Here is a 23677-nt window from a genome sequence, read left to right as displayed (position 1 = left end):
GGCGGTCCGCGATTGCTGGAATAATCGCTGCATGGCTGTAACACCCCGGGGGACGACCCCCGAGCCCCCGGACGCACGTCCGCGGCTGACCGTGCTCTCCGGCCCCTCGGGGGTCGGCAAGAGCACGGTCGTCGCTCATATGCGCAAAGAACACCCCGAGGTCTGGCTCTCCGTGTCGGCGACGACGCGCAAGCCCCGCCCCGGCGAGCAGCACGGAGTCCACTACTTCTTCGTCACCGACGAGGAGATGGACAAGCTGATCGCCAACGGCGAGCTGCTGGAGTGGGCCGAGTTCGCCGGCAACCGCTACGGCACACCGCGCGCGGCCGTGCTGGAGCGGCTCGACGCGGGCGAGTCGGTGCTCCTGGAGATCGACCTCCAGGGCGCCCGGCAGGTCCGTGAGTCGATGGCCGAGGCCCACCTGGTGTTCCTCGCCCCTCCCTCCTGGGAGGAGCTGGTGCGCAGGCTCACCGGGCGGGGCACCGAGCCGCCCGAGGTGATCGAGCGCCGGCTGGACGCGGCGAAGATCGAGCTGGCGGCCGAGCCCGAGTTCGATGTGACCTTGGTCAACACCTCCGTCGAGGACGTGGCGCGCGAGCTGCTAGCCTTGATGGACGTTGTGTGATCGTGTCCGATCGCATGACTGAATCTTTCCCATCCATCGGAAGGTAGAGCGTGTCCTCTTCCATCTCCGCGCCCGAGGGCATCATCAACCCGCCGATCGACGAGCTCCTCGAGGCCACCGACTCGAAGTACAGCCTCGTGATCTACGCGGCCAAGCGGGCCCGCCAGATCAACGCGTACTACTCGCAGCTCGGCGAGGGCCTCCTCGAGTACGTCGGTCCGCTCGTCGACACGCACGTCCACGAGAAGCCGCTCTCGATCGCCCTGCGGGAGATCAACGCGGGTCTGCTGACGTCCGAGGCCGTCGAGGGCCCGGCGCAGTAAGTACGATCTTCAGCTTGACGCTGACTTTTCCACAGGCCCGGCGGCGCGTCCGCCGGGCCTGTGGTGTGTAGTGGAGTCGTACGCAGCCGAGCGCGGGGAGAGACGGTGGACAAGCCGAAGGTCGTTCTGGGGGTCAGCGGCGGCATCGCCGCCTACAAGGCCTGTGAGCTGCTGCGCAGACTCACCGAGTCCGGCCATGACGTACGCGTCGTGCCGACCGCCTCCGCCCTGCACTTCGTCGGCGCCGCCACCTGGTCCGCCCTGTCCGGCAACCCGGTCTCCACGGAGGTCTGGGACGACGTCCACGAGGTGCCGCACGTCCGCATCGGCCAGCACGCCGATCTCGTCGTCGTCGCCCCCGCCACGGCCGACATGCTCGCCAAGGCCGCCCACGGCCTCGCGGACGACCTGCTGACCAACACGCTGCTCACCGCCCGGTGCCCGGTCGTGTTCGCGCCCGCCATGCACACCGAGATGTGGGAGCACCCGGCCACCCAGGAGAACGTGGCGACCCTGCGCCGGCGCGGCGCCGTCGTCATCGAGCCCGCCGTCGGCCGGCTCACCGGCGTCGACACCGGCAAGGGCCGGCTGCCCGACCCCGGGGAGATCTTCGAGGTCTGCCGCCGGGTGCTGGCCCGGGGCGTCACCGAGCCCGACCTCGCGGGCCGGCACGTCGTGGTGAGCGCGGGCGGCACCCGTGAGCCCCTCGACCCCGTGCGCTTCCTCGGCAACCGCTCCTCCGGCAAGCAGGGTTACGCGCTCGCCCGCACCGCCGCCGCGCGGGGCGCCCGCGTCACCCTGGTCGCCGCCAACACGCAGATGCCCGACCCGGCCGGCGTCGACGTGGTGCCGGTCGGCACGGCCGTGCAGCTGCGGGAGGCCGTCGTCAAGGCCGCCGCCGACGCGGACGCCGTGGTCATGGCCGCGGCCGTCGCCGACTTCCGCCCGGCCACGTACGCCACCGGGAAGATCAAGAAGAAGGACGGCCAGGAGCCCGAGCCGATCGTGCTGGTGCGCAATCCGGACATCCTGGCGGAGATCGCGGGAGACCGGGCTCGGGAGGGTCAGGTGGTCGTCGGCTTCGCCGCGGAGACGGACGACGTCCTCGCCAACGGACGCCGCAAGCTGGAGCGCAAGGGCTGCGACCTCCTCGTGGTCAACGAGGTGGGCGAGCGCAAGACCTTCGGCTCCGAGGAGAACGAGGCGGTCGTGCTGGGCGCCGACGGCACCGAGACCCCCATACCGCACGGGCCGAAGGAGGCCCTCGCCGACATCGTGTGGGACCTCGTGGCGCGGCGTCTGGACGGTGCCGTCTGACCCGCCCGGAAGCGCGTCCGGCTGCCGCCCGATTCGGGCGTGGCGCCTCTGGCCACCGCCGTGTGCGATTGGCAGAATGCCCGTGCCGCAGGTCACAGCCCTCCCGAGAGGCGAGACAGGGGGGTCCGTGACCGGGCACGACAGATAAACTGTCCGCGGACGACGCCGGGCGCAGCCCCCGTCCCGTCCACCAATGATCAGCCAGCAGCCGCTGCAACCCCAGGGAGCGTTGTGTCCCGTCGCCTGTTCACCTCGGAGTCCGTGACCGAGGGTCACCCCGACAAGATCGCTGACCAGATCAGCGACACCATTCTCGACGCACTGCTGCGCGAGGACCCCTCGTCCCGCGTCGCCGTCGAGACGCTGATCACGACCGGCCTGGTGCACGTGGCCGGAGAGGTCACGACCAAGACGTACGCGGACATCGCGACGCTGGTCCGCAACAAGATCCTCGAGATCGGCTACGACTCCTCGAAGAAGGGCTTCGACGGCGCCTCCTGCGGTGTCTCCGTCTCCATCGGCTCGCAGTCGCCCGACATCGCGCAGGGCGTCGACGCGGCCTACGAGGCCCGCGTCGAGGGCGACGAGGACGAGCTGGACCGCCAGGGCGCCGGTGACCAGGGCCTGATGTTCGGCTACGCCACCGACGAGACGCCTACCCTGATGCCGCTGCCGATCTTCCTGGCGCACCGGCTGTCCAAGCGCCTCTCCGAGGTCCGCAAGAACGGCACCATCCCCTACCTGCGCCCCGACGGCAAGACGCAGGTCACCATCGAGTACGACGGCGACAAGGCCGTCCGCCTCGACACCGTGGTCGTCTCCTCGCAGCACGCCTCGGACATCGACCTCGACTCGCTGCTGGGTCCCGACATCCAGGAGTTCGTGGTCGAGCCCGAGCTGAAGGCCCTCCTCGACGACGGCATCAAGCTCGACACCGAGAACTACCGCCTGCTGGTCAACCCCACCGGCCGCTTCGAGATCGGCGGCCCGATGGGTGACGCCGGCCTCACCGGCCGCAAGATCATCATCGACACGTACGGCGGCATGGCCCGCCACGGCGGCGGCGCGTTCTCCGGCAAGGACCCGTCCAAGGTGGACCGCTCGGCCGCCTACGCGATGCGCTGGGTCGCCAAGAACGTCGTGGCGGCCGGCCTGGCCTCCCGCTGCGAGGTGCAGGTCGCGTACGCGATCGGCAAGGCCGAGCCGGTCGGCCTGTTCGTCGAGACCTTCGGCACCGCCAAGGTCGACGCCGAGCGGATCGAGAGGGCCATCGACGAGGTCTTCGACCTGCGTCCGGCCGCGATCATCCGCGACCTGGACCTGCTCCGCCCGATCTACGCCAAGACGGCGGCGTACGGCCACTTCGGCCGCGAGCTCCCCGAGTTCACCTGGGAGCGCACGGACCGCGTGGACGCGCTCCGCAAGGCCGCCGGGGTGTAGGCAGGCCCGTAGTTTCGTCACGCCGAGGCCCGGTGCCCTTCTCTGGGGACCGGGCCTCGGCCTGTGCGCGGGAGCGGCCCTCTCCAGGAGTGACCGGGGGCGGCGCCGGATGTCAGTGGCGTTTGGTAGGAATGCAGGCGTGAGCAGCGAGGACGAGCAGCCGGGAGGCGGCACCGACGGGGCGCCGCCCGAGCAGCTTGCCCTCATCCGCGAGAGCGTGCGCAAGGCCAAGGTGCCCCGCGCCAAGCCCCGGACCTGGCGCGGCGCCCGGCTCGCCAAGGAGCTGCCCGTGGCGCGGGTGCTCGTCGACAAGGGCGTGCTGCACCTCGACCGCTACTTCGACTACGCCGTACCCGAGGAGCTGGACGAGCAGGCCCAGCCCGGGGTCCGGGTCCGGGTGCGGTTCGGCGCCGGGGCCCATCAGGTGCGCGAGGGGCGCCGCGAGGGCGGCGGGCTGCGGGACGGGTTCATCGTCGAGCGCCTCGCCGAGAGCGACTACCAGGGTCCGCTGGCCGCGCTCGCCCAGGTCGTCTCGCCGGAGCGCGTCCTCGACCCCGAGCTGCTCGCCCTCGCACGTGCCGTCGCCGACCGGTACGCCGGCAGCCTCGCCGATGTCCTGCAGCTGGCCGTCCCGCCCCGCCATGCCCGCGCCGAGGCCCGCACCCTGCCGCCGCCCCCACCGCCGCCCCCGGCCCCGGACCCCGGCCCCTGGCAGCGCTACGAGCACGGGCCGCGCTTCCTGGAGGCGCTGGCGTCCGGACGCTCACCGCGAGCGGTGTGGACCGCGTTGCCCGGACCGCAGTGGGCCCAGGAGATCGCCCTCGCGGTGCGCGCGACCCTGGCCTCCGGGCGCGGTGCGCTGGTCGTCGTGCCGTCCGGCCGGTCGGCCGCACGGGTGGACGCCGCGCTCACCGAGGCCCTGGGGGAGGGGCAGCACGCGCTGCTCACCGCCGACGCGGGCCAGGAGCGCCGCTATCTCGAGTGGCTGGCCGTGCGCCGCGGTTCCGTCCGGGCCGTGGTCGGTACCCGGGCCGCGATGTTCGCCCCGGTGCACGACCTCGGCCTCGTGGTGATCTGGGACGACGGCGACTCCAGCCACAGCGACGACAACGCCCCCTTCCCGCATGTGCGGGAGGTGCTGGAGCTGCGTGCCGCGGGCGGCAAGTGCGGGTTCCTGCTCGGGAGCTGGGGCTGCACGGTGGAGGCGGCGCAGCTCGTCCGCAGCGAGTGGGCCGTCCCGCTCACCGCGGACCGCGAGCGCGCCCGGCGGCTCACCCCGCTGGTGCGGACCGTCGGCGACGGCGACCTCGCCCGCGACGAGGCCGCCCGCGCCGCCCGGCTGCCGTCCCTGGCCTGGCAGGCCGCCCGCGAGGGACTGCGGCACGGCCCCGTCCTCGTGCAGGTCCCCCGGCGCGGTTACGTCCCCCGGCTCGCCTGCGACCGGTGCCGGGAGCCCGCCCGGTGCCGGCAGTGCGCGGGCCCGCTGGAGGCGAGCGGTGGTGGCGGTGCCCTGTCCTGCGCATGGTGCGGGCAGGACAGCCCCGACTGGCACTGCCCCGAGTGCGGCGGGTTCCGGCTGCGGGCCCAGGTCGTCGGTGCGCGCCGGACCGCCGAGGAACTGGGGCGGGCGTTCCCGGCCGTGCCCGTGCGCACCTCGGGGCGGGAGCATGTGCTGGACACCGTGCCGGGGGCGCCCGCGCTGGTCGTGAGCACACCGGGCGCGGAGCCGGTGGCCGAGGGCGGGTACGCGGCGGCGCTGCTGCTGGACGGCTGGGCGATGCTCGGCCGGGCCGACCTGCGGTCCGGTGAGGAGGCGCTGCGGCGCTGGATCACCGCCTCCGCGCTGGTCCGGCCGCAGGAGGCGGGCGGCACCGTGGTGATCGTCGCCGAGGCGACACTCCGTCCGGTGCAGGCGCTGGTGCGCTGGGACCCGGTGGGGTTCGCCGTGCGGGAGCTGGCCGAGCGCGCCGAGCTGGGCTTCCCGCCCGTGTCGCGGATGGCGGCGGTGTCCGGGTCGCCGGGCGCCCTCGCGGAGTTCCTCGCGGGCGTCGAGCTGCCGGGCGACGCGGAGGTGCTGGGCCCGGTGCCGCTGCCGGTCACCCCGGCGGGCCGCCCCCGACGCCCCGGCGGCCCCCCGCCCGGCGAGCAGTGGGACCGCGCCCTGATCCGGGTGCCCCCCGGCAGCGGCGCCGCCCTGGCGACGGCCCTGAAGTCGGCCCGAGCGGCCCGGATGGCCCGCGGCGGAGGCGAGACGGTGCTGGTACGGATCGATCCGCTGGACATCGGCTGAGGGACGGGGCCCGGCCCGCCTGGACTCGTCTGAGTGCCCGGCGCCCGTGGGCACGGTCGGAAGGCCGGTGGGACTGGGCTGGTGTGGATCGACGTGCTGGGCATCGGCTGAACGCTGCGGGCTGCAGGGCTCGTGCGGGGCCGCCCGGAGAGGCGGCGAGCATGCGCGTTCGTGCGCGTGAGCCGTTGCCGTCGGCCGGGCGGGCGCGCGTCCGGTGCCGGTGTGGCGCCCACCCCCTCCGGTCAGGAAAGGGTCTGCCCTCCCGGGTGCGCTCCGGGAGGGCAGAGTCGAGGGGGTGTCAGCCGTTGCGCGGGCCGGGGAAGGCCGTGGGGCGGGCCTCGTCGCGCAGGGCGGGGCTGCCGGCCGTCGGCTGGGTCGGCATCGAGCGGGCGGCGGGGACCGTCGGCACCGTCGGCAGGGCGGTGGAGACGTTGACCGTGCGGGCGCCGGCCGGCTCGGCCGTGCGCTCCGCCTCGGCCGCGGCCTGGGCGGCGGCGCGGCGTGCGCCGTAGCGGCGGTGGACGGCCTGCTTGGTGACACCGAGGGCGGAACCGACCGCGTCCCAGGAGAAGCCCAGCGAGCGGTCGAAGTCGACGGCCGCCGTGACCAGGGTCTCGACGCTGTCCCGCAGCTCCTGGGCGAGGCGGACCGTCGGGGCGGGGGCGCGCCCGTAGACGACGAAGCCCGTGGAGGGGCCGGAGCGGCGCGGGCGGTAGACGTTGCCCAGCTGGGCGGTGAGGGTACGCAGTGCGTCCACCTGCCGGCGGACCCGCTCGATGTCCCGCACCAGCAAGTGCAGGCTGGCCCGAGCCTGGGCGTCGTGGGTTGCGTGGTCGGCCATGAACAAGCCTCTCGAACCGGCGTGAAAAGGGGCGGGCCGCCATGTCGGCGTATGCGGCCCGAAGGGGTCAACTCTTTCTTGACCAACGCGGCAGCGCGCCGCTGGTCACGCTGTGGGGGCGTGTGGGCATATGCCTACGCCCGGCGGAGGGGTGCGCGCCGCGGGCGACGGCAGGCGGGACCGCTTCCCGAACCCTTCCCGAACGGCCTGTGCTCCGGCGTGAGTCAGCGGCCTCCGCACCCATAGACTGGTGCGTCGCCCAGCCGCCCCCGCCCGAGAGGCCCCGCCCACCCATGAAGCTCGTCTTCGCCGGCACCCCCGAGGTCGCCGTTCCCGCTCTGGACGCTCTGATCGCCTCCGGGCGGCACGAGGTGGCCGCCGTCGTCACGCGGCCCGACGCGCAGGCCGGCCGAGGGCGGCGGATGGTCGCGAGCCCCGTGGCCGAACGCGCCGCCGAGGCCGGGATCGAGGTGCTCAAGCCCGCCAAGCCGCGCGACCCCGAGTTCCTGGAGCGGCTGCGCGAGATCGCGCCCGACTGCTGCCCCGTCGTCGCCTACGGCGCGCTCCTGCCGCGCGTCGCCCTCGACGTGCCCGCCCACGGCTGGGTCAACCTGCACTTCTCGCTGCTGCCCGCCTGGCGCGGCGCCGCTCCCGTACAGCACTCCATCATGGCCGGCGACGAGATCACCGGCGCGTCCACCTTCCTCATCGAGGAGGGCCTGGACTCCGGGCCGGTCTACGGGACGGTCACCGAGGAGATCCGCCCCACAGACACCAGCGGCGACCTGCTGACCCGTCTCGCCTTCGCCGGTGCGGGGCTGCTCGCCGCCACCATGGACGGCATCGAGGACGGCACCCTGAAGGCCGTGCCGCAGCCCGCCGACGGCGTCAGCCTCGCCCCCAAGGTCAACGTCGAGGACGCCCACGTCGACTGGACGGCCCCCTCCCTGCGCGTCGACCGCGTGGTGCGCGGCTGCACGCCCGCGCCGGGCGCCTGGACCACGTTCCGCGGTGAGCGCCTGAAGCTCATCCAGGTGCAGCCGGTGCCGGGCCGGGACGACCTCGCCCCCGGCGAGCTCGCCGCCGGGAAGAACAACGTGTACGTCGGGACCGGCTCGTACGCCGTCGAGCTGCTGTGGGTGCAGGCGCAGGGCAAGAAGCCCATGCGGGCGGCGGACTGGGCGCGCGGCGCGCGCATCGCCCTGGGCGAGCGGGTCGGGGCCTGACCGCGGGCACGCCGGGGCCGTGACGGGACGTAGGCTGGACGTATCTCTCGTCCAGCAATCCGGAGCACCTTTTTCGTGAGCGACACCTCTCGTCGGCCCCGCAGGCCCGGCAAGCCCTACCGTCGGCCCCAGAAGGACCCCGTCCGCATCCTCGCGTTCGAGGCGCTGCGCGCCGTGGACGAGCGGGACGCGTACGCCAACCTCGTGCTGCCGCCGCTGCTGCGCAAGGCGCGCGAGAAGGGCGACTTCGACGGCCGGGACGCCGCGCTCGCGACCGAGCTGGTCTACGGGACCCTGCGCCGGCAGGGCACGTACGACGCCGTCATCGCGGCCTGCGTGGACCGGCCGCTGCGTGAGGTCGACCCGCCGGTGCTCGACGTCCTCAGCCTGGGCACCCACCAGCTCCTCGGGACGCGCATCCCCACCCACGCGGCCGTGTCCGCCTCGGTGGAGCTGGCCCGGGTCGTGCTCGGCGACGGGCGGGCCAAGTTCGTCAACGCCGTGCTGCGCAAGGTGGCCCAGGACGACCTGGACGGATGGATCCAGCGGGTCGCCCCGCCCTACGACGACGATCCCGAGGACCATCTCTCCGTCGTGCACTCGCACCCCCGCTGGGTCGTCTCGGCGCTGTGGGACTCGCTCGGCGGCGGCCGCGCCGGCATCGAGCGCCTGCTGGAGGCCGACAACGAACGGCCCGAGGTGACGCTGGTCGCGCGCCCGGGGCGGGCCACCACCGAGGAACTGCTGGCCGAGGACGCCGCCGTGCCGGGGCGCTGGTCCCCGTACGCCGTGCGGCTCGCCGAGGGCGGGGAGCCCGGCGCGATCGAGGCCGTGCGCGACGGGCGCGCGGGCGTGCAGGACGAGGGCAGTCAGCTCGTCGCACTCGCCCTGGCCAACGCGCCGCTGGAGGGCCCCGACCGGCGCTGGCTCGACGGGTGCGCCGGACCCGGCGGGAAGGCGGCGCTGCTCGGCGCGATGGCCGCCGAGCGGGGCGCGCTGCTGGTCGCCTCCGAGAAGCAGCCGCACCGGGCGGGGCTGGTGGCCCGGGCGCTGGCCGGCAACCCGGGGCCGTACCAGGTGATCGCCGCCGACGGGACGCGGCCCGCGTGGCGGCCGGGCAGCTTCGACCGGGTGCTGGTGGACGTGCCGTGCACCGGTCTTGGCGCGCTGCGGCGCCGGCCCGAGGCGCGGTGGCGCCGGCGGCCCGAGGACCTGGACGGCTTCGGGCCGCTGCAGCGGGGGCTCTTGCGCAGCGCGCTGGACGCCGTGCGGGTGGGCGGGGTCGTCGGGTACGCCACCTGCTCCCCGCACCTCGCGGAGACCCGTGCGGTCGTGGACGACGTCCTCAAGCAGCGCTCCGGCGTCGAGCTGATCGACGCGCGCGGTCTGCTGCCGGGCGTGCCCGAGCTGGGGGAGGGGCCCGACGTGCAGCTGTGGCCCCATGTGCACGGCACGGACGCGATGTATCTGGCGCTGATGCGGCGCGTGGCCTGACCCGCACTCCGCCTCACTCGCGCGCGGGCGGCGGGGCCGCCGGTTCCAGCCGGTTCGGCCACCACACCGCCGGGCCCACGTCCAGGAACAGCGAGGTCACCAGGACCGAGCGCACGATGAACGTGTCCAGGAGCACGCCGAGGGCCACCGTGAAGCCGATCTCGGCGAAGGCGACCATGGGCAGGGTGCCGAGGGCGGCGAACGTGCCCGCGAGGACCAGACCGGCCGAGGTGATGACCGCGCCCGTCGCGGCGAGGCCCGTGACCACGCCGGGGCGGGTGCCCTGGTGGGTGGCCTCCTCGCGGATACGGGTGGTGAGGAAGATGTTGTAGTCGATGCCGAGGGCCACGAGGAAGACGAAGACGAAGAGCGGGAAGTCCGTCGCCTCGCCCGCGTAGTCGAAGACGTGGCGGAACGCCAGCGCGCTGATGCCGAGGGCGGCCGTGAACGACAGGATCACCGTCCCCACGAGCAGCAGCGGCGCGATCAGCGCCCGCAGCAGGACGCTGAGGATCAGCAGAACGACGACCAGCACCAGCGGGATGATCAGGATGTTGTCGTGGGTGGTCGCCCGGTCCGCGTCCAGCAGCGCCGCCGTGCCACCCCCCACCTTCGCGTCGGCGTCCGGCACGGCGTGCACGGCGTCCCGGACCCGTTCGACGGTCTGTTTGGCGGCCTCGCTGTCGGCCGGGGAGCTCATCGTCGCCTCGAAGAGCACCTTGCCGTCCCAGGAGGGTTTCGTGCCCGGCGGCAGCCCGAGCGACGTGGGCACGACACCCTCGGTCTCCGCCACCGCACGGCCCACCTGCACGGCCTGCGCCTTGTCGCTGACGATGACCAGCGGGTCGCCGCTGCCCGCCGGGAAGTACCGGGCCGAGACCTGTTGTCCTGCGATCGAGTCCGGCTTGTCCGTGAACGCGTCGGCGTTGCTCAGTCCCTCCGCGCGCAGCTGGATCAGGCCGAGCGAGCAGATCGCGAGGGCGATGGCCGTGGCGACCCAGGTCGCGCGCGGCCGGTGGGAGATACGCCGGCCGAGCCGGGCCCAGACGCCCCGGTCGTCGGGATTCTCGGAGCCGAGGCGCGGGATCACGGGCCAGAAGATCCAGCGGCCGAAGACGACCAGCAGGGCGGGGAACAGGCTCATCATCGCGAGCAGCGCGACCGCGACACCGATCGCCGCCACCGGGCCGAGGCCGCTGGTGGAGTTCATCTCCGCCGCGAGCAGCACCAGCATGCTCACCACGACGGTCGCGCCGGACGCGATCACCGCCGGGCCCGCCCGGTGCAGGGCGCGCGCCATCGCCTCGTGGCGGTCGTCGTGGCGGCGCAGTTCCTCCCGGTAGCGGGCAACGAGCAGCAGGGCGTAGTCGGTCCCGGCGCCGAACACGAGCACCGTCAGGATGCCCGCGCTCTGGCCGTTCACGGTCAGGCCCCCGTGCCGCGCGAGCAGGTAGATGAGGGCCTGGGCGGTGAACAGGGCGACGATCACGGAGACCAGCGGGACCAGCAGCAGGGACGGACTCCGGTACGTGATCAGCAGCATCACGATGACGACCGTCATCGCCGCGAACAGCAGCGTGGAGTCGATGCCCTCGAACGCGTCGGCGAAGTCCGCCGAGGTGCCGCCGGGGCCCGTGATGTGCACGGCGAGCCCGGCGCCGCCGTCCCCGACCACGTCCCGGATGGAGTCGACGGCCGGCGCGATGCGCTGCCAGCCGTCCTCGTCCATGGTGATCGGCACCAGGACCTGGGCCGCGCGCGGGTCGGTCTCCCGGTCGAAGACCGGACCGCGGGTCTCGGCGCCCCGGATGCCGTGGTCGGTCAGCCGCTTGAGTTCGGCGACGTCCTCGGCGATCTCCGCGCGGTCCCGGGCCGTCAGACCGCCGTCACGGGCGTAGACCACGACCGCGGGGATCTGCTCGGGCCGGAAGTTCTCGGACAGGTGAAGGACCTGGGTGGACTCGGCGGAGCCCGGCAGCCAGGAGGCCGCGTCGTTGTCCTGGGCGTCCGTCAGTTTCTGGGCCAGCGGGGCCGTCACGAACAGCACCACCAGCCAGAGGACCAGCACGACCCACTTCGCACGCCGTCCGCACACCAGGTGCGCCACGCCTCGCGTCCCGGTCATGGGCACCCCCGCAGTCGTCCGACGACCCGGTCGGGTGCCCAGCATGGCACCGGCGGCCCGCTCCCGGCATACGCCGATCGTCTGAGGTCTGGACCGGGGGTAACAATCGCGCCGGGGCATGGCAGGCTTGGGTCATGGCCGCGCAGATCAACCCCAGCATCCTGTCCGCCGATTTCGCCCGCCTCGCGGACGAGGCGAAGGCGGTCGAGGGAGCCGACTACCTCCACGTCGACGTCATGGACAACCATTTCGTCCCGAACCTCACGCTCGGCGTGCCGGTCGTAGAGTCACTGGCCCGTGCGACGGACACACCGCTGGACTGCCATCTGATGATCGAGGCGCCCGATCGCTGGGCGCCGCAGTACGTCGAGGCAGGTGCATCCTCGGTCACCTTCCATGTCGAGGCCGCCGCCGCTCCCGTCCGGCTGGCGCGGGAGATCAGGGCCAAGGGCGCCCGTGCCTCCATGGCGCTCAGGCCGGCGACGCCCATCGAGCCCTACGAGGACCTGCTCCCCGAGCTCGACATGCTGCTGATCATGACCGTCGAGCCCGGCTTCGGCGGGCAGGCGTTCCTCGACATCATGCTTCCGAAGATCCGCCGGACCCGCGAGTTGATCAGCAAGCACGGTCTGCAGCTCTGGCTCCAGGTCGACGGCGGCGTGTCGGAGTCCACGATCGAGCGATGCGCCGAGGCGGGCGCCGATGTGTTCGTCGCCGGTTCGGCGGTCTACGGGGCCGACGACCCGGCGGAAGCGGTCCGCGCGCTGCGGGCCCGGGCCGACGAGGTCACCAGGACGGCCGCCTGGGCGTGCGGCCACTGAACCAAGGGAACGTGAACGCCCGCCCATCGGGGCGGATCAAGTGCGCCGGATCTGCAAGGATGAACGGCGAATCCAGAGTGTGAACAGCAGTGAGGAGATCGCCGTGTCGGGTATGTCGGCGGGCCGGTCAGCCATGCGGATGGGACCCGCTGAGCTGGTGCAGGCGGCGGCCATGGCCCGCCGCTTCTACCTCGAGGGGAAGTCCAAGATCCAGATCGCGGAGGAGTTCGGCGTCAGCCGCTTCAAGGTGGCCCGGGTCCTGGAGACCGCTCTCGAACGGGATCTGGTGCGCATCGAGATCCGCGTGCCGGCCGAACTGGACGCCGAGCGCTCGGACGCGCTGCGCGCCCGGTACGGCCTGCGGCACGCCGTGGTCGTGGAGTCCCCGGCCGACGCCGAGGAGACGCCCGACCCGGAGAACCTGGGAGAGGTGGCCGCCGACCTGCTCGGCGAGCTGGTCGACGAGGGGGACGTGCTGGGCCTGGCCTGGGGCCGGTCCACCATCCACATGGCCGCCGCCCTCAGCAGGCTGCCCCCGTGCACGGTGGTCCAGCTGACGGGCGTGTACGACGCCGGGACCGCCGAGCGCGGCTCGGTGGAGGCCGTCCGGCGGGCCGCGCAGGTCTCCGGCGGCGACGCGCACCCCATCTACGCGCCGATGCTGCTGCCGGACGCGGCCACCGCGAAGGCGCTGCGGCACCAGACGGGGATCGCCCGGGCCTTCGAGTACTTCGACAAGGTCACGGTCGCCTGCGTATCCATCGGCTCCTGGGAGCCGGGCATCTCGACGGTGCACGACATGCTCAGCGACGAGGAGCGGGCGCACTACGCCTCGCTCGGCGTCGCCGCCGAGATGTCCGCGCACCTCTTCGACGCCCAGGGACGCCGCGTCGGCCGGGACCTCGGCGAGCGGTGCATCACCGTCAAGGCCGACCAGCTCCGCCGTATCCCCGAGGTCGTCGCGATCGCGGGCGGAGCGCGCAAGGCGGCCGCGATCGACGCGGTGCTGCGCTCGGGACTCGTCACCAGCCTGGTGACGGACACCTCCGCGGCGGACGTGCTGATGACGGCCGGCCCGGCGCCGAAGCCGGCGCTCAGCAGGTCGGACCCGGACGGGAACTGACAGTACGTCGGAGAGGGGGCGGCCCGGTGCCGCCCCCTCTCCGCATCGACGGACATCGGAGCGGCACGCGTATGACGGAGCTCGTGGTCACGCTGGACCTCGACGGGGTCACCGACAAGGCGGCGCTGATGGACCGCTGCGCCGAGGCCCTGCGGCTGCCGGACTGGTTCGGGCGCAACTGGGACGCGCTGGCGGACTCCCTGTCCGACCGCACCGTCTGGCCCGAGGACGCCCGGGAGCGGGGCATGTGGCTCGTCGTACGGAACTGGCGGGCGTACGCCGAAGCGCGCCCCGACGAATGGCGGGTGGCGCGGGACGTGCTCACCGGGGCGGCGGACGGCACCCGGGACCTCACTGTGCTGCTCGACCTCGGAGGTTCCTCCAAGTAGGCATCCTGCCTGCTTGGACGATGTGACCGTTCAGGGCGTTCCGGTCAGCATGGGACAATGAAGTACGTGCTCTTCCCCCTGGCTGTCCTGTCCGGGGGCCACCTCTGATCGACTGGGATGTGCAGCACGTGCGTTTCCTCAACGACATCCAGCCCGCGTACGACCTGACGTACGACGACGTCTTCATGGTCCCGAGCCGCAGCGCGGTCGGCTCGCGGCAGGGCGTGGACCTCAGCTCCCCGGACGGCACGGGCACCACCATCCCGCTGGTCGTCGCCAACATGACCGCCATCGCCGGCCGCCGCATGGCCGAGACGGTGGCGCGGCGCGGCGGCCTGGTCGTCATCCCGCAGGACATCCCGATCGAGGTCGTCACGGACGTCGTCTCCTGGGTGAAGAGCCGCCACCACGTGCTCGACACCCCGATCGTGCTGGCCCCCCACCAGACCGTCGCCGACGCGCTGGCCCTGCTGCCCAAGCGCGCCCACAACGCGGGTGTGGTCGTCGACGAGGACCGGCGGCCGGTCGGCGTCGTCACCGACAGCGACCTGTCCGGCGTGGACCGCTTCACGCAGCTCGAAGTCGTCATGTCCCGCGACCTGCTGCTCCTGGACGCGGACATCGACCCGCGCGAGGCCTTCAACAAGCTCGACGCCCACAACCGGCGCTACGCCCCCGCCGTCGACGCCGACGGCCGTCTCGCGGGCATCCTGACCCGCAAGGGCGCCCTGCGCGCCACCCTGTACACCCCGGCCGTCGACGCCGCCGGCAAGCTGCGCATAGCGGCCGCCGTGGGCATCAACGGCGACGTGGCCGGCAAGGCCAAGCAGCTGCTCCACGCGGGCGTGGACACCCTGGTCATCGACACCGCGCACGGGCATCAGGAGTCGATGATCGCCGCCATCAGGACCGTGCGGGCGCTCGACCCGCAGGTGCCGATCGCCGCGGGCAACATCGTGGCCGCGGAGGGCGTGCGCGACCTGATCGAGGCCGGTGCGGACATCATCAAGGTCGGGGTCGGCCCCGGCGCCATGTGCACCACCCGCATGATGACCGGCGTCGGCCGCCCGCAGTTCTCCGCCGTCATGGAGTGCGCGGCCGAGGCGAGGAAGTACGGCAAGCACGTGTGGGCCGACGGCGGTGTCCGGCACCCGCGCGACGTCGCCATGGCGCTCGCCGCCGGCGCGTCCAACGTGATGATCGGGTCCTGGTTCGCGGGCACCTTCGAGTCACCGGGCGACCTGCAGCAGGACTCCAGCGGGCGGCTCTACAAGGAGTCGTTCGGCATGGCCTCCGCGCGGGCCGTGGCCAACCGCACGTCGGAGGAGTCGGCGTACGACCGGGCCCGCAAGGCGCTGTTCGAGGAGGGCATCTCCACCTCGCGCATGTTCCTCGACCCGGACCGTCCCGGCGTGGAGGACCTGATCGACTCGATCATCGCGGGCGTGCGGTCCTCCTGCACCTACGCGGGCGCCGCCTCGCTGGAGGAGTTCGCCGAGAAGGCCGTCGTCGGCGTCCAGAGCGCGGCCGGCTACGCCGAGGGCAAGCCGCTGCACGCCAGCTGGAGCTGACGTCTCGTCAAGGACGGCCCCTGTTCTCCCGCACGCCGGGAGGGCGGGGGCCGTTTCGTGCACCGCTCCGGATTCCCCGCCGTGTGCAACGGTCGAAAGCCCCGCCGCAACGAAACCCCACCGAGTCGCCGGAGACGCAATGATCTTGCGGGTATGCGCAAGGTTGCTGCATTTCACCCGCAACGTCGATGCTCGTAGGCTGTCGCCTCGTACGTGGCGTGGCAGGGACCCCGCTCGGTGGGTCCCCGCCCTGAGGGGATGCCGCCGGTCCCTGTCGCCCTGACCGGCAGCGACAAGGAGCCAGCGCGTGCTCGACCAAGGCGCACCCCCGCAGGACAGAGACCGGACGGCCGCCGCCGCCCCCCGTGGCACCGGCGCGCGCCTGATGCGCCGCAAGCCCGTGGAACACCTGGTCGCCGAGGGTGGCCAGGGCGAGGGAGGGTCCCTGCGGCGCTCCCTCGGCCTGTGGCAGCTCACCATGATCAGCATCGGTGCCACCCTCGGCACCGGCATCTTCGTCGTCCTCGGCGACGCGGTCCCGGAGGCCGGCCCCGCGGTCACCCTGGCCTTCGTGATCGCCGGTCTCACGGCCCTCTTCTCGGCCCTGTCCTACGCCGAACTGGCGGGCAGCATCCCCGTCGCCGGCTCGTCGTACTCGTATGCGTACGCAACGATGGGCGAGCTGGTCGCCTGGATCTGCGGCTGGTGCCTGGTCCTGGAGTACGGCGTCTCCGTGGCCGCCGTCGCCGTCGGCTGGGGCGAGTACCTGAACGAACTGCTCGACGGGACGATAGGCGTCACCATCCCGTCCGTGCTGTCCTCCGCCCCCGGCGAGGGCGGTGTCATCAACCTGCCCGCGCTGATCGTCGTCCTGCTGGCGATGGTGTTCCTGCTCGGCGGCGTCCGCGAGTCCGCCCGCGCCAACACGATCATGGTCGCGGTCAAGATCGCCGCGCTGGTGCTCTTCTGCGCGGTCGGCTTCACCGGCTTCAAGTCCGGCAACTACGCCGACTTCATGCCGCTCGGCATGGCCGGGGTCAGCGCCGCCGGCGCCACCCTGTTCTTCTCCTACATCGGCTTCGACGCCGCCTCCACCGCGGGCGAGGAGGCCAAGGACCCCAAGAAGGACCTGCCGCGGGCGATCATGCTCTCGCTGATCATCGTGACCGCGCTGTACGTCCTCGTCGCCGGGGTCGCCGTCGGCGCCTGGAACTGGACCAAGTTCGAGGGCTCCCAGGCCTCCCTCGCCGCGATCATGAACGATGTCAGCGGCCAGACCTTCTGGGGCACGCTGCTCGCCCTCGGCGCGGTCATCTCCATCGCCAGCGTGGTCCTCACCGTCCTCTACGGCCAGACCCGCGTCCTGTTCGCCATGTCCCGCGACGGCCTCGTCCCCAAGGCCCTCGGCAAGGTGCACCCGAAGACCGGCGCCCCCCGCCTCAACACGGTGATCGTGTCGCTGTTCTGCGGCGCGCTGGCCGCCCTCATCCCGCTGGGCAAGCTGGTCGACGCCACCAGCATCGGCACGCTCTTCGCCTTCGCGCTGGTCAACATCGCGGTGATCGTGCTGCGCAGGAAGCGGCCGGAGCTGGAGCGCACGTTCCGGGTGCCGTTCGGGCCGGTGCTGCCGGCACTGGGCTTCCTGTTCTGCGTGTACAACATGGTCAGCCTCGACACCGTCACCTGGGTCGTCTTCGGGTGCTGGATGGCCGCCGGTCTCGTGTTCTACTTCCTCTACGGGTATCGCCGTTCCCGTCTCGCCGTACCTGAAGTGAAGTGAACCGCCCGCAGTGCTGAACGATCTCGACGAACGCATCGTGCACGCCCTCGCCGAGGACGCCCGCCGCTCCTACGCCGACATCGGGCACCTGGTCGGCCTGTCCGCGCCCGCCGTGAAGCGGCGCGTGGACCGGCTGCGGGCCACCGGGGCCATCACCGGCTTCACGGTCCGCGTCGACCCGTCCGCGCTCGGCTGGGAGACGGAGGGGTTCGTCGAGATCTACTGCCGGCACAACACCTCGCCGGAGACGATCCGGCGAGGTCTTGAGCCGTACCAGGAGGTCGTGGCCGCGTCGACCGTCACCGGCGACGCGGACGCCGTGGTGCAGGTCTTCGCCTCCGACATGCGGCACTTCGAACGGGTCCTGGAGCGGATCGCAGGCGAGCCGTTCGTGGAGCGCACCAAGTCGGTGCTGGTGCTCTCCCCGCTGCTGCGCCGCTTCTCGTCCGGATCGCCCGCCTGAGAGCCGCCCCGGCGCCTATCATCGGTGTCATGACCTGGCGACATTGATCCACCAGCCGTGCCTCCCGAGGTCCGCCCCGGACGCCGTACCCCCGGTGTCCGAGACGTCCCTGCGGGAAGGCCCCATGACACTCTCACCCACGCGTGTGCCCACGACCGGCGTCCGGCGCCTGACGGCCACGCTGTACGGCTACGCGTTCCTCGACGACTTCGTCCTGCTCTACCCGGTGTACGCGCTGCTCTTCGCCGACACCGGCCTGCCGCTCTGGCAGATCTCCTCGCTCTTCGCCCTGTGGTCGCTCACGGCTGTGCTCCTCGAGGTGCCGTCGGGCGTCTGGGCCGACACGGTCTCCCGGCGTCGGCTGCTGTGGATCGGCCCGTTGCTCACCGCCGCCGGCTTCGCGCTGTGGGTGACCGTGCCGTCGTACGCCGCCTTCGCCGTCGGATTCGTGCTGTGGGGCGCGGGCGGGGCGCTCGGCTCCGGCGCGCTGGAGGCCCTCGTCTACGACGAACTGGACCGGCGTGCCGCCGCCGGCCGGTACGCGCGCGTCATGGGCCGGGCCCGTGCCGCGCGTCTGCTGGGCACCGTCGCCTCCCTCGGCCTCGCCGGGCCCGTGCTCGCCTGGGGCGGGTATCCGGCCGTCGGCGCCGCGAGCGTCCTGGCGTGCCTGGTGACCGCCGCGGTGGCCACCTTGTTCCCCGAGCGGCGTGAGCGGCCGGCCGCCGGCCACAGCGGCTGGACCGGGACGCTGAGGTCCGGGCTCGCCGAGGTGCGCGGCGACCGGGCCGTGCGCGGCGCGCTGTTGCTGGTCCCGGCCGTCGCCGCCGTGTGGGGCGCGCTGGACGAGTACGTCCCGCTGCTGGTCCACGACATCGGGGTCTCCGAGTCGGCCGTGCCGTACCTGGTCATGCTGGTCTGGGCGGCCGTCACCGTCGGCAGCCTCCTGGCCGGACCGGCCGAACGCCTCGGCACCAGGGGACTGGCGGCGCTGCTCGCGGGTGCGGCCCTCGCGCTGGCCGTCGGCGCGGCGTCCGGCACCCTGCCCGGGATCGTCCTGGTCGGCGTCGCCTTCGCCGGCTTCCAGCTGGCCGAGGTGCTCGCCGACGTCCGTCTCCAGCACCGCATCGAGGAGTCCTGCCGGGCCACGCTCACCTCGGTGGCGAGCCTGGGCACCGAGCTCGCCACGATCGCCGCGTTCGGCGTGTACGCCCTGCTCGGCACGGATCTCGCCCACGGCACCGTGTTCGCGGCGCTGGCGGTGCCGTATCTGGTGACGGCGGCCGCGCTGACCAGGGCCCGGAGCGCTCCGGCGTGACGGATGGAGGGTGCGGGGACGGCCCTCGCGCGGTACCCGCACCCTCGGCGCGCAACGAATCGCCGCGAAGCCGTCCTCGAACGCAACGAACCGCTCACCGGCGCGCAACGGCTCCTTCTTGTCCCTGTCGGCCGGCCGACCGTACCTTCTTCATGGCCCCCACAACCACCCCTTTCGCCCCGGTGAGGACACATGCGCACCGCCCTGCTCCAGAGCTCCGGCCACCCCGGCTCCACCGTCGAGAACCTCAAGGTGCTCGACGAGGCCGCGGGCCGTGCCGCCGCCGCGGGCGCCGGGCTGCTGGTGACGCCGGAGATGTTCCTCACCGGGTACGCGATCGGCGACGACATCGCCCGGCTCGCCGAACCCGCCGACGGCGCGTACGCCGACGCGGTCGCCGAGACCGCCGCCCGGCACGGGCTCGCGATCGCCTACGGCTACCCCGAGCGGGCCGGCGACACCGTGTACAACTCCGCGCAGCTGATTGCCGCCGACGGCACCCGGCTCGCCGGCTACCGCAAGACGCACCTCTTCGGCTGCTTCGAGCGCGACCACTTCACGCCGGGCGACCGGCAGGTCGTCCAGGCCGAGGTCGACGGCGTCCGGGTCGGCATCCTGATCTGCTACGACGTCGAGTTCCCGGAGAACGTCCGCGCCCACGCGCTGGCCGGCACCGAGCTGCTGATCGTCCCGACCGCGCAGATGCACCCGTTCCAGTTCGTCGCGGAGTCGATGATCCCGGTGCGGGCCTTCGAGAACCAGATGTACGTCGCGTACGTCAACCGGGTCGGCCAGGAAGGGGAGTTCGAGTTCGTGGGCCTCTCCACGCTCGCCGGCCCCGACGGGATCGCCCGCACCCGCGCGGGCCGCGCCGAGGACCTCGTCCTCGCCGACGTCGACCCCGCCCTCGTCGCAGCCTCCCGCGAGGCCAACCCGTATCTGACGGACCGCCGCCCCGGTCTGTACGGGTCCCTCGTCTGAACCTCCCCGCTCTTCCCCCAGCCGTAGTCGCAAGGAGTCCGTACCCCATGACGTCCACCGTGCCCAACGCCGTCGAGCACGCCGACGAGCAGCAGCCGCCGATCACCATGTTCGGCCCGGACTTCCCCTACGCGTACGACGACTTCCTGAACCACCCGGCCGGCCTCGGCCAGATACCCGCCACCGAGCACGGCACCGAGGTCGCCGTCATCGGCGGTGGCCTGTCCGGCATCGTCGCCGCCTACGAGCTGATGAAGATGGGCCTCAAGCCCGTCGTCTACGAGGCCGACCAGATCGGCGGCCGGCTGCGCACCGTCGGCTTCGACGGCCCCAGCACCGAGGGCCTGACCGCCGAGATGGGCGCGATGCGCTTCCCGCCCTCCTCCACCGCGCTCCAGCACTACATCGACCTGGTGGGCCTGGAGACCCGGCCCTTTCCCAACCCCCTGTCGGAGGCGACCCCGTCGACCGTCGTCGACCTCAAGGGCGAGTCGCACTACGCCGAGACGATCGACGACCTGCCGCAGGTCTACCGCGACGTCGCCGCCGCCTGGAACAAGTGCCTGGAGGAGGGCGCCGACTTCTCCGACATGAACCAGGCCATGCGCGAGCGGGACGTGCCGCGCATCCGCGAGATCTGGGCCAAGCTCGTCGAGAAGCTCGACAACCAGACCTTCTACGGCTTCCTGTGCGACTCCGAGGCCTTCAAGTCCTTCCGGCACCGTGAGATCTTCGGCCAGGTCGGCTTCGGCACCGGCGGCTGGGACACCGACTTCCCGAACTCCATCCTGGAGATCCTGCGCGTCGTCTACACCGAGGCCGACGACCACCACCGCGGCATCGTCGGCGGCTCCCAGCAGCTGCCGCTGCGCCTGTGGGAGCGCGAGCCGCAGAAGATCGTCCACTGGCCGTACGGGACCTCCCTGAAGTCCCTGCACGGTGACGGCGCGCCCCGCCCGGCCGTGACCCGGCTGCACCGCGCCGCGGGCAACCGCATCACCGTGACCGACGCGAGCGGCGACATCCGCACCTACCGTGCGGCGATCTTCACCGCCCAGTCCTGGATGCTGCTGTCCAAGATCGCCTGCGACGACTCGCTCTTCCCGATCGACCACTGGACGGCCATCGAGCGCACCCACTACATGGAGAGCTCGAAGCTGTTCGTCCCCGTGGACCGGCCGTTCTGGCTGGACAAGGATGAGGAGACCGGGCGGGACGTCATGTCGATGACGCTCACCGACCGGATGACGCGCGGCACCTACCTGCTGGACGACGGCCCGGACAAGCCCGCCGTCATCTGCCTCTCCTACACCTGGTGCGACGACAGCCTGAAGTGGCTGCCGCTGTCCGCTCAGGAGCGGATGGAGGTCATGCTGAAGTCGCTCGGCGAGATCTACCCGAAGGTCGACATCCGGAAGCACATCATCGGCAACCCGGTGACCGTCTCCTGGGAGAACGAGCCCTACTTCATGGGCGCCTTCAAGGCCAACCTGCCCGGCCACTACCGCTACCAGCGGCGCCTGTTCACCCACTTCATGCAGGACCGGCTGCCCGAGGACAAGCGGGGCATCTTCCTCGCCGGCGACGACATCTCCTGGACCGCCGGCTGGGCCGAGGGCGCCGTCCAGACCGCGCTGAACGCGGTGTGGGGCGTCATGCACCACCTGGGCGGCACCACGGACGCCACCAACCCGGGTCCGGGCGACGTCTACGACGAGATCGCCCCCGTCGAGCTGCCGGAGGACTGACCCGCTCAGAGCCCGGCGGCCCGCACCTTCTCGTACACCTGCGCGGCGGCGTCCTTGAGCTCCTGGGCGTCGCGCGTGTTCGTCTGGAGGTCGAGCAGGACCTCGTCGACGCCGACCTCGGCGTACGCGGCGAGGTCCGCCACGATCTGGTCCGCGCTGCCCTGGAAGGGCTGGCGGTCGTCGCCGTCGTAGGGCGTGGCGGAGTACAGGGCGTTGACCCGGGGCACCCGCTCGATCGGCCGGGTCCGCCCGCGCTCGGCGGCGAGCTCCTGCAGCCGCCGCCACCCGGCGGCGTACGCGTCCACGTCCATGGCGACCGGGATCCAGCCGTCGGCCAGGTCCACGACCCGCCCGAGGGCCCGGTCGCCGGCCGCGGCGACCAGGACCGGGATCGGGCGGGCCGGCTTGGGGCCCACCACGGCCGCGTCGATCTTCGCCGTCCGGCCCTCGAAGGACACCGGGTCCGGGCCCCACACGGCCCGGCAGACCTCGACGACCTCCTCCAGCAGGCCGCCGCGCCGGCCGTACGGTCCGATGGAGGCGGCGGCGAACTCGTCGGTCGACCAGCCCGTGCCCAGTCCCGCGACGACCCGTCCGCCGCTCGCCGCGTCCAGCGTGGCGAGGGCCTTGGCCAGCTGGACCGCGCCGTGCAGCGGGGCGACCACGATGCCGGTGCCGAGGCGGACCCGTTCGGTGACCGCCGCGGCCAGGGTCAGCGTGACCAGCGGATGGGCCATCCCGCGGTACCAGTCCGGCCAGGGCAGCCCCGGCACGCCGTACAGGCCCTGGGTCGGTGACTCGGGGACCAGCAGCCGCTCGTAGACCCAGACGCTGTCGTAGCCGGTCCGCTCGGCGGCGCGGGCCACGTCCGTCACGTCCTCGGCCAGGTCGTACTGCCGGAGTTGAGGAAGACCGAGTCCGAGGCGGATGGGCATGGCGACGAGCTCCTTCGCGATCGGCGGACCCCCACCGGCCAACGTACTGAAGGCCCGGGGAACCGCCACTCGGCGGCCGCTCAGTCGCGCAGCGGTGTCAGCAGCATGCGCCCGGCCAGACCCACGGCTGCGTCCAGCCGCTCGGTGAACTCCACGGCCAGCTCGGGGAGCCGGCGCAGCGCCCACAGGGCACGCGCCGCCGACCAGGTGGCGTCCCGCGCCCGCTCCAGACTCCAGGAGCCCAGCAGATGGGTGAGCGGGTCCGCGATCTGGAACAGGTCGGGACCCGGCATCAGCTCCTCGCGGATGTGCTCCTCCAGCGAGATGAGCAGATCACCCACGCGGTCGAACTCGTCCTCCAGGTCGGTGGGTTCGCAGCCGAGGCTACGGCAGGCGTCCACCACGGCGAGCGCCAGATCGTGCCCGATGTGCGCGTTGATGCCCGCGAGCGCGAACTGCAGCGGCCGTACGCCCGGATGGCGGCGCATCTGGAACAGGGGCCGCCAGCAGGCGGGCGGACGCCGGGCCTCCTCCGCCGTCTCCACGGCCGCGAGGTACCGTTCCGCGAACCGCACGTCCAGGGTGATCGCGGCGCGCGCGTCGGGGAACCGCCCGGCGTCGATGTGCCGGTCGACCGCCTCGGTGACGGTGAGGTAGACGCGGTTGAAGACGGCGACCCCGTCGCGCTCGGGCAGCCTCGCGTCGAGGGCGCGCATACGGGAGAGGACGGCGTCCACGGGTGTGGTGACTTGTTCGCATTGCGCCATGGGGGCAGATTCCCAGCTTTAGGCTGACCGGAGTGACGGCGGGCCCGGCGCTTCCCCAGAACGGGGGAACGCGCCCGCCGTGGGGGAGGGGGAGCAGGACGGT

General features: G+C 72.8%; 20 protein-coding genes. 16 read left to right on the top strand and 4 right to left on the bottom strand.

The window, feature by feature from the left end:
- Window positions 1-31 precede the first annotated feature (31 nt).
- The 5 genes from gmk (at window position 32) to ADL34_RS26350 (ending at window position 5995) form a co-directional block, all read left to right on the top strand.
- Window positions 32-625, top strand: a complete 594-nt coding sequence (gene gmk / locus ADL34_RS26370; protein WP_079034488.1) for a guanylate kinase — start codon at window positions 32-34, stop codon at window positions 623-625.
- 50 nt (window positions 626-675) lie between these two features.
- Window positions 676-948: a DNA-directed RNA polymerase subunit omega gene (gene rpoZ / locus ADL34_RS26365; protein ID WP_003988945.1), complete on the top strand. Its 273-nt coding sequence runs from the start codon at window positions 676-678 to the stop codon at window positions 946-948.
- Window positions 949-1053: 105 nt separating this feature from the next.
- A complete protein-coding gene (gene coaBC, locus ADL34_RS26360; protein WP_062674327.1) occupies window positions 1054-2265 on the top strand; it encodes a bifunctional phosphopantothenoylcysteine decarboxylase/phosphopantothenate--cysteine ligase CoaBC in 1212 nt (403 codons plus the stop codon).
- A gap of 231 nt (window positions 2266-2496) precedes the next feature.
- Window positions 2497-3705, top strand: a complete 1209-nt coding sequence (metK, locus tag ADL34_RS26355; protein ID WP_062674329.1) for a methionine adenosyltransferase — start codon at window positions 2497-2499, stop codon at window positions 3703-3705.
- A gap of 139 nt (window positions 3706-3844) precedes the next feature.
- Window positions 3845-5995: a primosomal protein N' gene (locus tag ADL34_RS26350; RefSeq protein ID WP_062674331.1), complete on the top strand. Its 2151-nt coding sequence runs from the start codon at window positions 3845-3847 to the stop codon at window positions 5993-5995.
- Window positions 5996-6293: 298 nt separating this feature from the next.
- On the opposite strand, the gene ADL34_RS26345 is transcribed toward ADL34_RS26350, so the two are convergent.
- Window positions 6294-6836, bottom strand: coding sequence for a hypothetical protein (locus ADL34_RS26345; RefSeq protein ID WP_062674333.1), 543 nt, complete (start codon window positions 6834-6836; stop codon window positions 6294-6296).
- Between the two features lie 293 nt (window positions 6837-7129).
- Here ADL34_RS26345 and fmt point away from each other — a divergent pair, with 293 nt between their 5' ends.
- Complete coding sequence (gene fmt / locus ADL34_RS26340; RefSeq protein WP_062674335.1) at window positions 7130-8062, top strand: methionyl-tRNA formyltransferase; 933 nt, start codon at window positions 7130-7132, stop codon at window positions 8060-8062.
- A gap of 75 nt (window positions 8063-8137) precedes the next feature.
- Window positions 8138-9556 (top strand): RsmB/NOP family class I SAM-dependent RNA methyltransferase, encoded by a 1419-nt coding sequence (locus tag ADL34_RS26335; RefSeq protein WP_062674337.1) that lies wholly within the window; start codon window positions 8138-8140, stop codon window positions 9554-9556.
- A 13-nt stretch (window positions 9557-9569) separates the two neighbouring features.
- On the opposite strand, the gene ADL34_RS26330 is transcribed toward ADL34_RS26335, so the two are convergent.
- Window positions 9570-11681: an MMPL family transporter gene (locus tag ADL34_RS26330; protein WP_062674339.1), complete on the bottom strand. Its 2112-nt coding sequence runs from the start codon at window positions 11679-11681 to the stop codon at window positions 9570-9572.
- A 134-nt stretch (window positions 11682-11815) separates the two neighbouring features.
- On the opposite strand from ADL34_RS26330, the gene rpe reads away from it, so the two are divergent.
- The 9 genes from rpe to ADL34_RS26285 all read left to right on the top strand — a co-directional run bounded on the left by rpe (window position 11816) and on the right by ADL34_RS26285 (window position 21872).
- Window positions 11816-12502, top strand: coding sequence for a ribulose-phosphate 3-epimerase (gene rpe / locus ADL34_RS26325; RefSeq protein ID WP_062674341.1), 687 nt, complete (start codon window positions 11816-11818; stop codon window positions 12500-12502).
- Window positions 12503-12581: 79 nt separating this feature from the next.
- Window positions 12582-13625: a sugar-binding transcriptional regulator gene (locus ADL34_RS26320; protein WP_062674343.1), complete on the top strand. Its 1044-nt coding sequence runs from the start codon at window positions 12582-12584 to the stop codon at window positions 13623-13625.
- 71 nt (window positions 13626-13696) lie between these two features.
- A complete protein-coding gene (locus ADL34_RS26315; protein ID WP_062674345.1) occupies window positions 13697-14014 on the top strand; it encodes a barstar family protein in 318 nt (105 codons plus the stop codon).
- 128 nt (window positions 14015-14142) lie between these two features.
- The gene (locus ADL34_RS26310) at window positions 14143-15585 is read left to right on the top strand and encodes a GuaB1 family IMP dehydrogenase-related protein (protein ID WP_062674434.1); all 1443 of its coding nucleotides are present in this window, start codon (window positions 14143-14145) and stop codon (window positions 15583-15585) included.
- Between the two features lie 307 nt (window positions 15586-15892).
- Window positions 15893-17365: an amino acid permease gene (locus ADL34_RS26305; RefSeq protein ID WP_062674347.1), complete on the top strand. Its 1473-nt coding sequence runs from the start codon at window positions 15893-15895 to the stop codon at window positions 17363-17365.
- Window positions 17366-17375: 10 nt separating this feature from the next.
- Window positions 17376-17828 carry an Lrp/AsnC family transcriptional regulator gene (locus ADL34_RS26300; RefSeq protein WP_062674348.1) on the top strand — a complete coding sequence of 151 codons (453 nt, stop codon included), beginning with the start codon at window positions 17376-17378 and terminating at the stop codon, window positions 17826-17828.
- Window positions 17829-17952: 124 nt separating this feature from the next.
- Window positions 17953-19143 (top strand): MFS transporter, encoded by a 1191-nt coding sequence (locus ADL34_RS26295; RefSeq protein WP_062674350.1) that lies wholly within the window; start codon window positions 17953-17955, stop codon window positions 19141-19143.
- A 192-nt stretch (window positions 19144-19335) separates the two neighbouring features.
- Window positions 19336-20124, top strand: a complete 789-nt coding sequence (locus ADL34_RS26290; protein WP_062674352.1) for a carbon-nitrogen hydrolase family protein — start codon at window positions 19336-19338, stop codon at window positions 20122-20124.
- A 47-nt stretch (window positions 20125-20171) separates the two neighbouring features.
- Window positions 20172-21872 carry a flavin monoamine oxidase family protein gene (locus tag ADL34_RS26285; RefSeq protein WP_062674353.1) on the top strand — a complete coding sequence of 567 codons (1701 nt, stop codon included), beginning with the start codon at window positions 20172-20174 and terminating at the stop codon, window positions 21870-21872.
- A 5-nt stretch (window positions 21873-21877) separates the two neighbouring features.
- Here the strand turns inward: ADL34_RS26285 and ADL34_RS26280 are convergent, their stop codons facing one another.
- Together ADL34_RS26280 and ADL34_RS26275 are read right to left on the bottom strand one after the other, a co-directional pair.
- Window positions 21878-22807, bottom strand: coding sequence for an LLM class F420-dependent oxidoreductase (locus ADL34_RS26280; protein WP_062674354.1), 930 nt, complete (start codon window positions 22805-22807; stop codon window positions 21878-21880).
- A gap of 80 nt (window positions 22808-22887) precedes the next feature.
- Complete coding sequence (locus tag ADL34_RS26275; RefSeq protein WP_062674357.1) at window positions 22888-23574, bottom strand: DUF5995 family protein; 687 nt, start codon at window positions 23572-23574, stop codon at window positions 22888-22890.
- Between the last annotated feature and the right edge of the window lie 103 nt (window positions 23575-23677).

The sequence above is a fragment of the Streptomyces sp. NRRL WC-3605 genome (assembly GCF_001509795.1).
Lineage (GTDB): Bacteria > Actinomycetota > Actinomycetes > Streptomycetales > Streptomycetaceae > Streptomyces > Streptomyces viridochromogenes.
Note: the sequence above shows the minus strand (reverse complement) of the source record. Positions and strands in the feature narration are given on the sequence as shown.